Source organism: Pseudomonas sp. NPDC087346 (assembly GCF_044744235.1).
Classification (GTDB): domain Bacteria; phylum Pseudomonadota; class Gammaproteobacteria; order Pseudomonadales; family Pseudomonadaceae; genus Aquipseudomonas.
This window is the reverse complement of sequence record NZ_JBIUXX010000032.1, coordinates 55,171-68,913: the sequence shown is the minus strand read 5'-3', so window position 1 is coordinate 68,913 and position 13,743 is coordinate 55,171. Positions and strand designations below refer to the sequence as shown.

The 13,743-nt window shown below is 58.3% G+C and carries 14 protein-coding genes and 1 pseudogene; 8 read left to right on the top strand and 7 right to left on the bottom strand.

The window, feature by feature from the left end; translation table 11 throughout:
* The 3 genes from ACIOZM_RS19245 to ACIOZM_RS19235 all read left to right on the top strand — a co-directional run.
* Positions 1-1,162, top strand: a 1,162-nt coding sequence (locus ACIOZM_RS19245; protein ID WP_401216379.1) for a lipoprotein-releasing ABC transporter permease subunit, incomplete at its 5' end; no start/stop codon positions are given.
* A 7-nt stretch (positions 1,163-1,169) separates the two neighbouring features.
* Positions 1,170-1,853: a lipoprotein-releasing ABC transporter ATP-binding protein LolD gene (lolD, locus tag ACIOZM_RS19240; RefSeq protein WP_401216378.1), complete on the top strand. Its 684-nt coding sequence runs from the start codon at positions 1,170-1,172 to the stop codon at positions 1,851-1,853.
* Between the two features lie 63 nt (positions 1,854-1,916).
* Complete coding sequence (locus tag ACIOZM_RS19235; RefSeq protein WP_401216377.1) at positions 1,917-3,161, top strand: lipoprotein-releasing ABC transporter permease subunit; 1,245 nt, start codon at positions 1,917-1,919, stop codon at positions 3,159-3,161.
* Between the two features lie 108 nt (positions 3,162-3,269).
* On the opposite strand, the gene ACIOZM_RS19230 is transcribed toward ACIOZM_RS19235, so the two are convergent.
* Positions 3,270-4,619, bottom strand: a complete 1,350-nt coding sequence (locus tag ACIOZM_RS19230) for a heavy metal sensor histidine kinase (protein WP_401216376.1) — start codon at positions 4,617-4,619, stop codon at positions 3,270-3,272.
* Entirely contained in the window at positions 4,619-5,299 is a 681-nt protein-coding gene (locus ACIOZM_RS19225) for a heavy metal response regulator transcription factor (protein ID WP_401216375.1), read from the bottom strand. The genes ACIOZM_RS19230 and ACIOZM_RS19225 overlap by 1 nt, the downstream gene beginning before the upstream one ends.
* A gap of 154 nt (positions 5,300-5,453) precedes the next feature.
* Between ACIOZM_RS19225 and ACIOZM_RS19220 the strand changes: the two genes are divergently transcribed.
* Both ACIOZM_RS19220 and queF read left to right on the top strand, forming a co-directional pair.
* Positions 5,454-5,987: a plastocyanin/azurin family copper-binding protein gene (locus ACIOZM_RS19220; protein ID WP_401216374.1), complete on the top strand. Its 534-nt coding sequence runs from the start codon at positions 5,454-5,456 to the stop codon at positions 5,985-5,987.
* Positions 5,988-6,048: 61 nt separating this feature from the next.
* Entirely contained in the window at positions 6,049-6,879 is an 831-nt protein-coding gene (queF, locus tag ACIOZM_RS19215; RefSeq protein WP_401216373.1) for an NADPH-dependent 7-cyano-7-deazaguanine reductase QueF, read from the top strand.
* Between the two features lie 169 nt (positions 6,880-7,048).
* Here queF and ACIOZM_RS19210 read toward each other — a convergent pair whose 3' ends face one another.
* Positions 7,049-7,312, bottom strand: coding sequence for a DUF4404 family protein (locus ACIOZM_RS19210; protein ID WP_401216372.1), 264 nt, complete (start codon positions 7,310-7,312; stop codon positions 7,049-7,051).
* A gap of 109 nt (positions 7,313-7,421) precedes the next feature.
* Positions 7,422-8,042, bottom strand: a complete 621-nt coding sequence (locus ACIOZM_RS19205; RefSeq protein ID WP_401216371.1) for an HAD family phosphatase — start codon at positions 8,040-8,042, stop codon at positions 7,422-7,424.
* Between the two features lie 199 nt (positions 8,043-8,241).
* Between ACIOZM_RS19205 and ACIOZM_RS19200 the strand changes: the two genes are divergently transcribed.
* Positions 8,242-8,931, top strand: coding sequence for a VacJ family lipoprotein (locus tag ACIOZM_RS19200; RefSeq protein WP_401216370.1), 690 nt, complete (start codon positions 8,242-8,244; stop codon positions 8,929-8,931).
* A gap of 54 nt (positions 8,932-8,985) precedes the next feature.
* Here ACIOZM_RS19200 and ACIOZM_RS19195 read toward each other — a convergent pair whose 3' ends face one another.
* Positions 8,986-9,285, bottom strand: a complete 300-nt coding sequence (locus tag ACIOZM_RS19195) for a PilZ domain-containing protein (RefSeq protein ID WP_401216369.1) — start codon at positions 9,283-9,285, stop codon at positions 8,986-8,988.
* 275 nt (positions 9,286-9,560) lie between these two features.
* Between ACIOZM_RS19195 and rssB the strand changes: the two are divergent.
* Both rssB and rssC read left to right on the top strand, forming a co-directional pair.
* Positions 9,561-10,741 (top strand): annotated as a pseudogene (gene rssB, locus ACIOZM_RS19190) (two-component system response regulator RssB).
* Entirely contained in the window at positions 10,741-11,223 is a 483-nt protein-coding gene (gene rssC, locus ACIOZM_RS19185; protein WP_042560140.1) for an anti-sigma factor antagonist RssC, read from the top strand. The pseudogene rssB and the gene rssC overlap by 1 nt, the downstream one beginning before the upstream one ends.
* A gap of 206 nt (positions 11,224-11,429) precedes the next feature.
* Here rssC and tal read toward each other — a convergent pair whose 3' ends face one another.
* Together tal and ACIOZM_RS19175 are read right to left on the bottom strand one after the other, a co-directional pair.
* Positions 11,430-12,356 carry a transaldolase gene (gene tal / locus ACIOZM_RS19180; RefSeq protein ID WP_401216368.1) on the bottom strand — a complete coding sequence of 309 codons (927 nt, stop codon included), beginning with the start codon at positions 12,354-12,356 and terminating at the stop codon, positions 11,430-11,432.
* A 202-nt stretch (positions 12,357-12,558) separates the two neighbouring features.
* Positions 12,559-13,515, bottom strand: coding sequence for a glycosyl hydrolase family 5 (locus tag ACIOZM_RS19175; protein WP_401216367.1), 957 nt, complete (start codon positions 13,513-13,515; stop codon positions 12,559-12,561).
* Positions 13,516-13,743: the final 228 nt, after the last annotated feature.

Below are 13,743 nucleotides of genomic sequence, written 5' to 3'. Positions count from 1 at the left end.
GATGATCGGGCTCGCGCTAGGCGTGGTCGTGATGATCGTGGTGCTTTCGGTGATGAACGGCTTCGATCATGAGATGCGCACCCGCGTGCTGGGCATGGTGCCCCACGCGACCATCGAATCCGGTGAACCGATCAACGATTGGCAAAGCCTGGCGGCCAAGGTCAAGCAGAACCCGCAGGTGACGGCCGTTGCGCCGTTTACCCAGATGCAGGGTCTGCTGACCAATAACGGTCAGGTTTCCAAGGTGTTGCTCAATGCCATCGACCCTGCGCTTGAGCGCAACGTGTCGATCATCGACAACTTCATGAAGCAGGGCAAACTCGACGATCTGACGCCGGGCAGCTTCGGCATCGTCATCGGCGACAAGGCTGCGGCCAAGCTCGGCGTGGGCCTCGGCGACAAGGTCACCTTTGTCGCGCCGGAGGTCAGCGTGACCCCGGCCGGGATGTTCCCGCGCATGAAGCGCTTCACCGTGGTCGGCATCTTCCATGTCGGCGCCGGTGAGCTCGACGGCTATCTGGGCGTCACCAACCTGCAGGATCTGGCGAAGATGCACCGCTGGAAACCCGATCAGGTGCAGGGCATTCGCCTGAAGTTCGACGACCTGTTCCAGGCCCCGCGTGTCGCGTGGAACATCGCCCAGCAACTCGGCGAAGATCATTACTACGCTCGCGACTGGACCCGCACCCACGGCAACCTGTATCAGGCGATTCGTATGGAAAAAGCCATGATCGGCCTGCTGTTGCTGCTGATTGTCGCGGTTGCCGCGTTCAACATCATTTCCACGCTGGTGATGGTGGTGAACGACAAGAAGGGTGATATCGCGATTCTGCGTACCCTCGGCGCGACACCGGGCACGATCATGCGCACGTTCATGGTGCAAGGCACGGTGATCGGCGTGGTCGGCACGGCGATTGGCGCGGTGGTCGGGATTTTTGCGGCGCTGAACGTCAGCGCGGCGATTTCTGCTCTCGAAGGGCTGATCGGCCACAAATTCCTTAATGCTGACGTGTATTTCATTGATTATCTTCCGTCGCAGGTGCAGAGCCAGGATGTGGTCATGGTCTGCGCGGCTGCGTTGGTCCTGAGTTTCCTCGCCACCCTGTATCCAGCCTGGCGTGCCGCGCGCACCCAGCCGGCGGAGGCGCTACGTTATGAGTGAGTCGGGCATGAGTGAAAAAGCAATCTTGAGCTGCCGTAACCTGGGCAAATCCTACGAGGAAGGCCCGGAATCGGTAGAAGTGTTGGCCGGCCTGCAACTGGAGTTGCGTCCGGGTGAGCGCGTCGCAATCGTCGGCACCTCGGGCTCGGGCAAAAGTACTTTGCTCAACCTGCTTGGCGGTCTCGATACGCCAACCAAGGGCAGCGTCTGGCTCGATGGCGAAGAACTCTCGGCCCTCAGCGAAAAAAAGCGCGGTTTGCTGCGTAACCGCTCGCTGGGCTTCGTTTACCAGTTCCACCATTTGCTGCCGGAGTTCACCGCACTGGAGAACGTCTGCATGCCGTTGCTGATCGGCAAGACGCCGATCCCGGAAGCCCGTCAGCGCGCCACGGCATTGCTGGAGCGGGTAGGGCTGGGCCATCGTCTGGAGCACAAACCTTCAGAACTGTCCGGCGGTGAACGTCAGCGTGTGGCAATTGCCCGTGCGCTGGTGAACAAGCCGGGTCTGGTGATGCTCGACGAGCCGACCGGCAACCTCGACTCGCACACTGCCCAGGGCATTCAGGATTTGATGCTCGAACTCAGCACTTCGATGCGCACGGCGTTTCTGGTGGTGACTCACGACATGAACCTGGCCCGCCAGATGGATCGCGTCCTGCATTTGCAGGAAGGTTGCCTGACGCCTATCTGATTGGCTGAAACCCGATGCCTGTAAAGGCATCGGGTCTTTTATTTTTATACGGTGCCCCAGCGAATGTTCAGACCGTTATCGATCTTTATCGGCACGCGCTATACCCGCGCCAAGCGCCGCAATCGCTTTGTTTCGTTCATTTCGATGACCTCGATGATCGGTCTCGCCCTCGGCGTGCTGGCGATGATCGTGGTGTTGTCGGTAATGAACGGCTTCCAGCGCGAAATGAGCTCGCGCATCCTCGGCATGGTGCCGCACGCGACCATCGTTGGTGTAAAGCCGATTGATGACTGGCAGCCAGTGGCCGCCGCTGCGCTGAAAAACCCGGAAGTGACTGCCGCCGTGCCGTTCACTGAAATGGAAGGCATGCTCTCCTATAAAGGCTTGATGCAGCCGATCCAGATCAGCGGCGTCGATCCGGCGCAGGAAGGCAAGGTCTCGATCGTTGCCCAGCACATCGTGCAGGGTCGTCTCGATGACCTGAAACCCGGCGAATTCGGCGTGGTAATCGGCGAAATCACTGCCCGACGCTTCCGCCTCAACGTTGGCGACAAGATCACCCTGATCGTCCCGGAAGTCAGCACCGCGCCGGGTGGCATTACCCCGCGCATGCAGCGGCTGAACGTGGTTGGTGTGTTCAAGGTCGGCGCTGAGCTGGACGGCTCGATGGGTCTGATTCACGTTGCCGATGCCGCGACCATGCAGCACTGGGAACCGAATCAGGTGCAGAGCGTGCGCCTGGCGGTGAAAGATCTGTACGCCGCGCCGAAAGTCTCCTCGGACATCGCCGCAAGCCTGGGCGCCGGGTTCAAGGCTGATGACTGGACCCACACCCAGGGCAGTCTGTTCAGCGCGATGAAAATGGAAAAAACCATGATCGGTCTGCTGTTGCTGATGATTGTCGCGGTAGCGGCGTTCAACATCATCGCGACGCTGATCATGGTGGTCAACGACAAGGGCGCGGACATCGCGATCCTGCGTACCATCGGCGCTACACCGCGGCAGATCATGGCGATCTTCATGGTGCAGGGCACGGTGATCGGGATTGTCGGCACCTTGATTGGCGGCGTGCTCGGCGTGATCGCGGCGTTGAACGTCAGCGAGATGGTTGGCTGGGTCGAGCGGGTTACCGGGCAGCACATCTTCAGTTCCGATGTGTATTTTGTCAGCAACCTGCCGTCCGAATTGCAGGGCGGCGATGTGCTGCTGATCTGCTCGGCGGGCTTTATTCTGAGCTTCCTGGCGACGCTTTATCCGGCATGGCGAGCGGCGAAGATCGAGCCGGCGCATGCGCTGAGATATTCGTAAGCTTTGAAATCGCTTTCGCTAGCAGGCTAGCTCCCACAGGGGTTCTGTGTTGTTCACAAACCCCTTGTGGGAGCTAGCCTGCTAGCGATGAGGCCGGAACTGCCAGCCTCAATTTCCCTTCGGCAACTCAATCACAAACCGCGTCCAGCCCGCATCCGATTCGCAACGAATCTGCCCGCCATGGGCACGGATGATCGACTGGGTAATCGCCAACCCCAACCCCGCATGTTCACTGCTGCCTTCCTGCCGCGCCGGATCTGCCCGATAAAACCGATCAAATAATCGCGGCAGCAACTGCGCAGAAATCCCTTCCCCCGTGTTTTGCACAATCACCCTCAATGAATTCACCTGCTCGTCGATGCTCAACCTCACCTCACCCTCGGCCGGCGTAAAGCGCAAGGCGTTATCCAGCAGATTCGACAGCGCCCGGCGCAGCATGCTGCGGTCACCTTCGATTTGCGCATTACCGGTCCGACTGAGTTTTACCTGTGCGTCTTCAGCCAGCGGCGCGAAAAATTCCAGCAGCACATCGGATTCGTGCGCCAGATCCAGCGGTTCGCGCTTGGGCATCAACAATCCGTGATCTGCCTTGGCCAGATACAGCATGTCATTGACCAGTTGCGCCATCCATTGCAGCTCTTCGAGGTTGCTGTGCAGCGCTTCGCGATAATCCTCGATGGGGCGCGGGCGGGTGAGGGTGACCTGGGTGTGGGTCAGCAGGTTCGACAGCGGCGTGCGCAGTTCATGGGCGATGTCGGCCGAGAACGCCGATAGCCGCTGAAAGGAGTCGTCGAGACGTCCGAGCATGGCGTTGAAGCTGTGGGCCATTTCCGCAAGTTCTGGCGGCATTTGCTCTTCGGGAAGTCGGGCGTTAAGTGATTGTGCAGAAATCCCACGAGCTACGGCGCTCATGCGTCGCAACGGCCGTAAACCGCTGCGCGCCGCCCAGGCACCGAGCAACGCGGTGGCCAGTGCCGAAAGGCCGACGGTCAGCCAGATCAAATGCTGCATGCGTTGCAGGAAGTGCTGGTGATGAGTGATGTCCAGCAACAGGGTCAGTTGCGGCGAATCAGTTTTCTGCGGGTAGAGCGGGGCGTTGAGCACACGATAGTCTGTGCCGTTATCGCTGATGGTCGCTAGACCGGACTGCTGCGGCAAGTCCTTGGGGATCTGCGTAGAGCTGTCGTACCAGCGCTGGCCGTCGCTGCCGGTGATGCGCAACGACAGATCGGCCTGACGACTCAGTTCATCGGCCAGTCGTGCAGCGCTTTCACTGGGCTGAACATCCTGTAAAGCGCGGCGCAGGCCGATCAGTTTGCCATCGAGCAATTGCTGGTCGAGTTCAATGAAATGCGCCTCGCTGGCGCGGTTGAACAACAATCCGGCGCACAGCGAAACCACTGCCGCACAACCCGCAAACAGCAGCGCCAAACGTGTACTCAAGGATAATCGACGCATCAGGCAGAGCGCTCTTCAAGCACGTAGCCCATGCCGCGCACGGTGTGGATCAATTTGTCGGGGAAATCGTCGTCGATTTTCAGGCGCAAGCGGCGGATCGCCACTTCGATGACGTTGGTGTCGCTGTCGAAATTCATGTCCCAGACTTGCGAGGCGATCAGCGATTTGGGCAGCACCTCACCCTGACGGCGCAGGAGCATTTCCAGCAGGGCGAATTCCTTGGCGGTCAGATCGATGCGCTGGCCGTTGCGCTCGACGCGGCGGCGGATCAGATCGAGGCGCAGATCAGCCAGTTGCAGAGAGGTTTCCTGGGGAATGGCACTGCCGCGCCGTAACAGACTGCGCACGCGGGCCAGCAACTCGGAGAAAGCGAAAGGCTTGACCAGATAGTCGTCGGCGCCAAGTTCGAGGCCGTGGACTCTGTCCTCCACCGCGTCTTTAGCGGTCAGAAAAAGTACCGGCGTATCCAGCCCGGCGCTGCGGACAGCTTGCAGAATCTGCCAACCACTGCGACCGGGCAGCATCACATCGAGGATCAACAGGGCGTAATCACCGCTCAACGCCAGTTGCTGACCACTGTTGCCGTCCGCCACCAGTTCCGTATTGAATCCGGCCTCGGTCAGGCCCTGGCGCAGGTATTGGCCGGTTTTCGCTTGGTCTTCGACGATCAGCAGTTTCATTGGCAACTCGGTGTGTAGGAACAAAAGCTTTATACCGTGGGCAAACGCAGTAAACGCCAACCTGACAAAGTTGTAATCTGCCTGTCAGGTTGATGCCAGCGCAGGCCGGCTAAAGTTTCCCACAGGCTGAACCTTATCTTGTTGGAGTACGACTATGTTTTTGCGCAACCCCTTGGTCCTGGCCGTGTGTTTGCTGGCGTTGAGCTCGCCCGCATGGGCATCGCCGGCGCACACCTACGACTTCGGTCAGCCGGCGCCGGCGGCGAAAGCCACGCGCAGCATCGAAGTGGTGATGGGCGACATGTCGTTCGATCCCAAAACTATTCAGGTCAAGGCCGGTGAGACGGTTCGCTTTGTGCTGGTGAATAAAGGCCAGTTGCTGCACGAATTCAACCTCGGTGACGCAGCCATGCATGCCGCACACCAGCAGGAAATGTTGCAGATGCAGCAAAGCGGCATGCTGACGCCTACCGGCATGAAGGAAATGTCCCACGATATGGCAGGTATGGATCATGGTTCGATGGGCCATGTCATGAAGCATGACGATCCGAACAGTGTGCTGGTCGAGCCGGGCAAAACCGCCGAGCTGACCTGGACGTTCAGCAAAGCCACCGGTCTGGAGTTTGCCTGCAACATTCCCGGGCATTATCAGGCGGGCATGGTCGGCAAACTGACTGTCAGTCAGTAAGCACTCAAAGGCGGGAGCAAAGGCTGGTAGAATCCGCTGATTCTTCAGTCAGGTTTCCGCCATGCATCCCGCAGCCGAACATTCGCCGCTGGGCAAATCCAGCGAATACATCGCCACTTACACGCCGTCCTTGCTGTTCCCGATCCCGCGCACCGCGAAATGGGCCGAGCTGGGTCTGACCGCAGAAACCCTGCCTTATAAAGGTGTGGATTTCTGGAACTGCTTCGAGCTGTCGTGGTTGCTGCCGTCCGGCAAGCCGGTGGTGGCGATTGGTGAATTCAGCATTCCGGCGGACTCGCCGAATATCATCGAATCCAAGTCGTTCAAGCTGTACCTGAACTCGCTGAACCAGACGCCGTTCGCCGAAGTTGCTGATCTGGAGGCGACACTGGTCAAGGACCTGTCTGCCGCGGCCGGTAAACCAGTGGGCGTGCGGGTTCGTAGCCTGAAAGAGGTTGAGGCTGAAGGTGTCGTGGCGTTGCCGGGTGTTTGCGTCGACGATCTGGATATCAGCGTCAGCAACTACGAGCATCCGCGTCCGGAACTGCTGCGTTGCGATGAATCGCGCGTGGTGGAGGAGAGTCTGCACAGTCACTTGCTCAAATCCAACTGCCCGGTCACCAGCCAGCCGGACTGGGGCAGCGTGGTGGTCGAATACCGTGGCGCAGCGCTGGATCACGCGAGTTTTCTGGAATACATCGTCAGCTTCCGCCAGCATTCGGACTTCCATGAGCAGTGCGTGGAGCGGATCTTTCTTGATCTGCAACGCTTGCTGAAACCCGAGAAGCTGACGGTGTTTGCACGTTACGTGCGTCGCGGCGGGCTGGATATCAACCCGTATCGCAGCACCGAAAGCGTACAACTGCCGAACCATCGTCTGGTCCGCCAGTAAATCTCTAATGTAGGAGTGAGCCTGCTCGCGATAACTGTCTGACATTCAACGTAGATGTCGACTGATACGCCGCTATCGCGAGCAGGCTCACTATTACAGGGGACTGTTTCGAATCGCGGACATGAAAAAGCCCTGCCATCGCTGGCAGGGCTTTTTTGCGTCTGGAGGGTTAGATTCCCATGCTGCCCAGTGCATTGACGATGTTGCGCAGAGTGCCGGCGATGGCCGGGTGTTCGACTTCGAAGCGTTCGACGGCCAGGTTCACACCATCGGCGATGTTGGTATCCGGAGTGGATTCTTCCAGTTTGATCTTGGATTCAATCTGCGCCATCAGCTCATGCAGATTTTCGCGCTCGGCTTCGGAAAGCGGCGGATTCTGCTCCAGTTGCTCGCGCAGGGTATTGAGCTGTTCTTGCAGTTCGCGGGCGGGCATCGTTGGTTTCCTTTTATCGATAGGCACAGGCATTGACCGCAGCCACGCGCCAAAGGTCTATGGCTGACCTTTAGATTAATCCACTCGCGGCAAACCTGCATGATCCTGATCAGGGCTTTTCGCCCTTGAGCCGACGCAGGCTGATGTCGGCGAGGCAGGTGTCGAGTTCGCCGAGATGATCGATAACCGAATGCACGCCCAGACCGAACAGCTGCATGGTCGCCTTGCCGCGTCGTTGTTCGCGCTCCTTTTGCGTCAGCGCCAGCCATTCATCCGGGGCCAGGCCGCACAGCGAGCCGCAGGACGCCAGACCGATGGTCCACAGTCCAGCGTTCAGACCCGATTGCAGCAAACGTGGCTCGCCACTGACCAGCACGCATCCGTCGAGTCGATCGACGTTCATGCTCATCAATGCTTGCCAGCAGGCATTTGGCGCAGGCCACGGATTGATTGTTGCCGAATGTTGCGTAGGTTTCACCCAGCTCGGCAACGAAGCCGAAAGGGTAAGGGACAGGGCAGGGGACAATTCATCCAGCCAGGCACAGGGAATTTGCTGGCGTTGCAAGCTGTGCAGGCTGTCGAGCGCGCCCGGCGTGGCGTCGGTGTGCTGTGTCGAGAGGCTGTCGTGATGACGTGCGCGGGCACCGAAGTCCACCAGGCATCCGCTGAGTCCGAACAGCACGGCAGTCAGGCTGGGCGCGGCGATAGGCAAGGCTTCGGCATGTGGCATGAATACGTCCCTGAAATAGCCACAAAGCTAGAGGGCGCCGATGACAGTTGGATGACAGGCCCGTGAAGCGGGCCGTGGGAAGTCTCCTACGAGAAGCTTCATCGTCAGACTGCCCAAAAGCGCTTTTGCGCTTATACTAGCGCTCTTAACGCTTGGGCCCAGGTGCCCGCGCCAGTACAAATCCAAGGAGTTTTTCTATATGCGCTGGAGCAATCCTCTCGCTCAGCTATGTGTATGTGCCAGCCTGGTGCTGGTTCCGTTCGCTGCCAACGCTGCAACGGAAGAAGACCCTTGGGAAAGCGTCAACCGCCCGATCTTCCAGTTCAACGATTTCGTTGATACCTACGCACTGAAGCCTCTGGCGCAGGGTTATGAGTACGTGACTCCGCAGTTCCTCGAGGACGGCATTCACAACATGTTCCGCAACGTCGGTGATGTCACCAACCTGGCGAACAACATTCTGCAGGCCAAACCTGCAGCTGCCGGTGTCGATACTGCACGCATCATCTTCAACACCACTTTCGGCCTGCTGGGCTTCTTCGACGTCGGCACCAAAATGGGCCTGCATCGCAGCGACGAAGACTTCGGTCAGACCCTCGGTTACTGGGGCGTCGGTAGCGGTCCATACGTGATGCTGCCATTGCTCGGCCCGAGCACCCTGCGTGACGCGCCGTCCAAATACGTCGACAGCTACACCGGCCCGTATCGCTATATCAATGACATCCCGGTGCGTAATTCGGTGTTTGGTCTGAACATCGTCGATACCCGCGCCAGCCTGCTGTCCAGCGAGAAGCTGATCAGCGGCGACAAGTACACCTTCATCCGCAACGCCTACTTGCAGAACCGCGAGTTCAAGGTCAAGGATGGTCACGTCGAAGACGATTTTTAATCTCGACCGATAGAATGAACAAGGCGGCCCTCGGGCCGCCTTTTTTGTATGTGCTTATTTCATCTTGAGGATGCTCAAACCGAGTTTCTGGCTGCTGCCATCCTCGGCTTTGACCCAGACCACTTCGGTATCGGCCTCAAGCCCGCTGAGCGCCGTATGATCGGAATCGATGCGCACGCTCAAACGGTCGCCGACCTTGAACTGCCGGGGTGCTTCGACCTGCATGCCGCTGCTGGAGAGGTCGATGCACACCGCCGACACCTCATCACCCTCATGAATCAACACGACATCGGCATCGACCCGCATGCGGATGAAATCGCGCTTTTCGCTGTAGTCCCGACCGGTTTGACTCATGCCTTCGTCCTTCCATTGGGTTACGGTTTGAGCTGTTCTTATAACTCTCGGTGATTTGACAAGTAAAGTCGTCAAGCGACCATCGGCGCATGCTTGAAACGCCCCGCGGATGGGAGTACCGTCTGCGCCTTAGAAGGGCACCTCTGGTGCAATCGTGTTTTGGGCCAATGCTCGAAACCGGTGCAGCAGAGAGGCTAGAAAGCGAATCCAGTAGTCTGAGCCGGGCCCGTTGCCCCGCCTGCTACGCCAACCTAATTCTGGCGCCGTTTGCCCACATGCCAAAAACCAGTGCCACGCTGCTGATAATCGATGATGACGAAGTAGTGCGCGCGAGTCTCGCGGCCTACTTGGAAGACAGTGGTTTCAGCGTCCTGCAGGCCAGTAATGGTCAGCAAGGTCTTCAGGTATTCGAGCAAGACAAGCCCGACTTGGTCATCTGCGATCTGCGCATGCCGCAGATGGGCGGTCTCGAACTCATCCGTCAGGTCACCGAGCTGTCGCCGCAAATTCCGGTGATCGTGGTTTCGGGCGCCGGCGTGATGAACGACGCGGTCGAGGCCCTGCGCCTCGGCGCGGCGGATTACCTGATCAAGCCTCTCGAAGATCTGGCTGTGCTCGAGCACTCCGTGCGCCGGGCCCTGGATCGTGCGCGCCTGCTGCTGGAAAACCAGCGCTACCGCGAGAAGCTGGAAAAGGCCAACCGTGAACTCGAAGCCAGCCTGAACCTGCTCCAGGAAGACCAAAACGCCGGTCGCCAGGTGCAGATGAACATGTTGCCGGTCAGCCCGTGGAGCATCGACGAGTTCCAGTTTGCCCACCAGATCATCCCGTCGTTGTACCTGTCGGGTGATTTTGTCGACTATTTCCGTGTCGACGAGCGCCGGGTCGCGTTTTACCTGGCTGATGTTTCCGGTCATGGTGCCTCTTCAGCCTTCGTTACTGTGCTGTTGAAGTTCATGACCACGCGCTTGCTGTTCGAATCCAAGCGCAACGGCACATTGCCGGAATTCAAGCCTTCGGAAGTCCTTGGTCATATCAACCGGGGGCTGATCAGTTGTAAGCTGGGTAACACGTCACAATGGTCGGTGGAGTCATCGACGAGGAGACCGGTTTGTTGACCTATAGCATCGGCGGCCATCTGCCGTTGCCTGTGTTGTACACGCCCGACAGTGTTCGTTATCTCGAAGGGCGCGGTCTGCCGGTGGGGCTTTTCAACGAAGCCACCTACGAAGACCACGTATTGGAGCTGCCGCCGACGTTCAGCCTGACGCTGATGTCCGATGGCATTCTGGATCTTTTGCCAGAACCAACGCTCAAAGAAAAAGAAGCTGCTTTGCCACAACGGGTGAAGTCAGCGGGCGGCAGCCTGGATGGTCTGCGGCAGGTTTTTGGATTGGCCACGCTAGGGGAGATGCCGGATGATATCGCCCTGTTGGTGCTGAGCAGGAATCTTTAATGAGTACCGGTAGAATCCAGTTCGCCGAGCAGGACGGCACCTTCGTCCTGAAGTTCGTCGGTGAAGTACGCCTGACCCTGTGTTCGGCGTTGGATGCGACTATTGAGAAAATCTTCACCGCGTTGAATTTCAACGCGATCGTGATCGATTTGACCGAAACCCGCAGCATCGACAGCACGACCCTTGGCCTGCTGGCCAAATTGTCGATCCTGTCGCGGCAGAAGGTCGGCCTGCTGCCGACCGTCGTCACCACACACGATGACATCACTCGTCTGCTGCAATCGATGGGCTTCGAGCAGGTGTTCAATATCGTCAACCATCCCGTGCCTTGCCCGGAATGCCTGGACGACCTGCCGGATCAGGATCAGTCGGAGGAAGTGGTGCGGATCAAAGTGCTCGAAGCGCACAAGATCCTCATGGGGTTGAACGACTCCAACCGCGAAGCCTTCCACGATCTGGTGAATGCCCTCGAACGGCATTAAGCGGCTCGGGCCCTGGTGGGCCCATCGCTAGCAGGCTAGCTCCCACAGGACTCTCGATTCGACTCACCATTGTGATCACCCCACAGATTCCCCTGTGGGAGCTAGCCTGCTAGCGATGGCGGTCGCAGTGACACCAGATTCTCTCGCATAACCAAAAAAGGGCGAACCCTCACAAGTTCGCCCTTTTTGCATTTCAGCTACTCAGATCACAGCTTGGCTTGCAGCAATGCCTCAAGTTTTTCCTGATCGCGGGCAAACTGACGGATGCCCTCAGCCAGTTTCTCGGTCGCCATCGCGTCTTCGTTGGACAACCAGCGGAACTGCGCTTCGTTCAGGCTCAGACGTGCTTCACCCGCGTGGCCTGGCGCCAGTTTGCGTTCCAGCTTGCCGGTGTCTGCCGCGAGTTTGTCGATCAAATCCGGGCTGATGGTCAGACGGTCGCAACCGGCCAACTGCTCGATCTGGTTCAGATTGCGGAAGCTGGCACCCATGACCACGGTTTTGTAGTCATTGGCCTTGTAGTAGTTGTAGATGCGAGTCACCGACTGAACGCCCGGATCATCAGCACCGGTGTAATCGTTGCCGTTGGCCTTTTTGTACCAGTCGTAGATACGACCGACGAATGGCGAAATCAGGAACACGCCAGCATCAGCGCAAGCGGCGGCCTGAGCGAAGGAGAACAGCAGCGTCAGGTTGGTCTGGATGCCTTCCTTTTCCAGAATCTCGGCAGCGCGGATGCCTTCCCAGGTGGAGGCGATCTTGATCAGTACGCGATCACGGCCGATACCGGCCTTGTCGTACAGTTCGATCAGGCGATGCGCACGTTTGAGCACGGCGTCCTGGTCGAACGACAGGCGGGCGTCCACTTCGGTGGAGATACGGCCCGGGATCACTTTGAGGATTTCCTGACCTACCGCGACGCCAAAGCGGTCGCTGGCGAGGCCGACATCGCCCTTGCAGTCGCTGACGCAAGCGTTCAGCAGCTCGGCGTAAGCCGGGATCGCTGCCGCTTTGAGCAGCAGGGAAGGGTTGGTGGTGGCATCTACCGGCTTAACGCGGGAAATCGCCTCGAAGTCGCCGGTGTCGGCAACCACGGTAGTCATTTGTTTGAGTTGTTCCAGCTTGGAAGTCATGAGCGTGCTCTGTCCTATGGGTCCGTTGACATTACCCGAGCGCTGACAGCCACTCAAGGGCGCGTACGTGTATCGATGGCCGCTGCGGCAACAACCTGAAAACGATTGTTTGAAAGGCGCGGCCGGATATCGATAAATACGATGCCAAAACAGCTCACAGGTTCAAATCAACTGACCTGCGTACAGGTCAGTTGCGCAGTACCTACTGTGCATTCAACTCGGTGGTGACCGCTGCTTCCGCCGGTTTTGGTTGTCCGTCGGAAGTCAGCAAACCGAAGTTCTTCTCTCGATCATTACTGCCCGTATCGCTGTTTTTCCATTCGTAGATCGACGTCAGCGGGATATTGAGCTTTTTCACGTCGGCAATAAACGCAGTGATCTTGCTGGCTTGCCCTTCAGGGCCGCCGTTGGAGGCGAGCGCCGAGATCCCCCATTCGCTGATCACCCCCGGCAAATGGAAGTTCTGCTGAATGAACGTCTGCGCGTTGCTGATCTGCGTGGCCGTCATGCCGTAAGGGTGATACGAGATGGCATTCAGGCATTTCGGGTATTCGCTGACGATGCGGTTCAGCGCTACCGTCGATGCGGAGCCAGCGCTGGGTGGCCGGGCAAAGCCGTAGCCGATCACTGGCGATGCTTGCGGTTTGCCCTGCAGGTTTTTGCAAACGCCGCTCATGAACGGCACAAACGTCGTGTCGAAGTTGCCGGTCGGCCAGTAGGTGTCCAGATCCGGCTCGTTCCATAGCTCGATCGCGACCAGTTGCGCGGCGTACGACTGTTGCAGCCCCGTCACCGCGTTGGCGAAGGTTTCACCCGCTGTCGTCAGCTCGTTAGCTGACGTGGCGGGCAGTGGTTTGATGGCGCGCACCGTCAGCAGAACCGGCAGTCCAGCAGATTTGGCGGCGGCAAAGGCATCGTTTACCTGCTGTTGATAAGCCTTGGCAGTCAGGCTGTCACTCCACACACCGAAGCGCACAAAACTGAAACCTGCCGATTTGATCTGCGCAGCATCCGCGGCGGAAAAGTTCTGGATCTTGACCTGAACCCCGATGGTTCGGGTAGGAAGGTTAGGGAATAGGTCACTGGCGTGCACTTGAGTCGTTGCACCCAGCACCGTCAGCGCGAGGGCGCCCAGGCGTTTGAGATGGGGGGATTTCATGTCTGCTCTCCCGAAGAGAAGTGACAACTACGAATAATTATCTCGTTACCTGTATTTCGATAGAGATGATGGCACTAAGTGCACGAATGTTATTTTTTGTCGGAAAACTATCAGCCCAAAATCACAGTTATTTTTAGTCCGGTAATTCCGGTTGGGGCGCTTAAAAGGGCTGTGGTACTTAATGCACTGTACTAACAGGGCGAATCTATTTCTGAGTGCAGGAAAGTC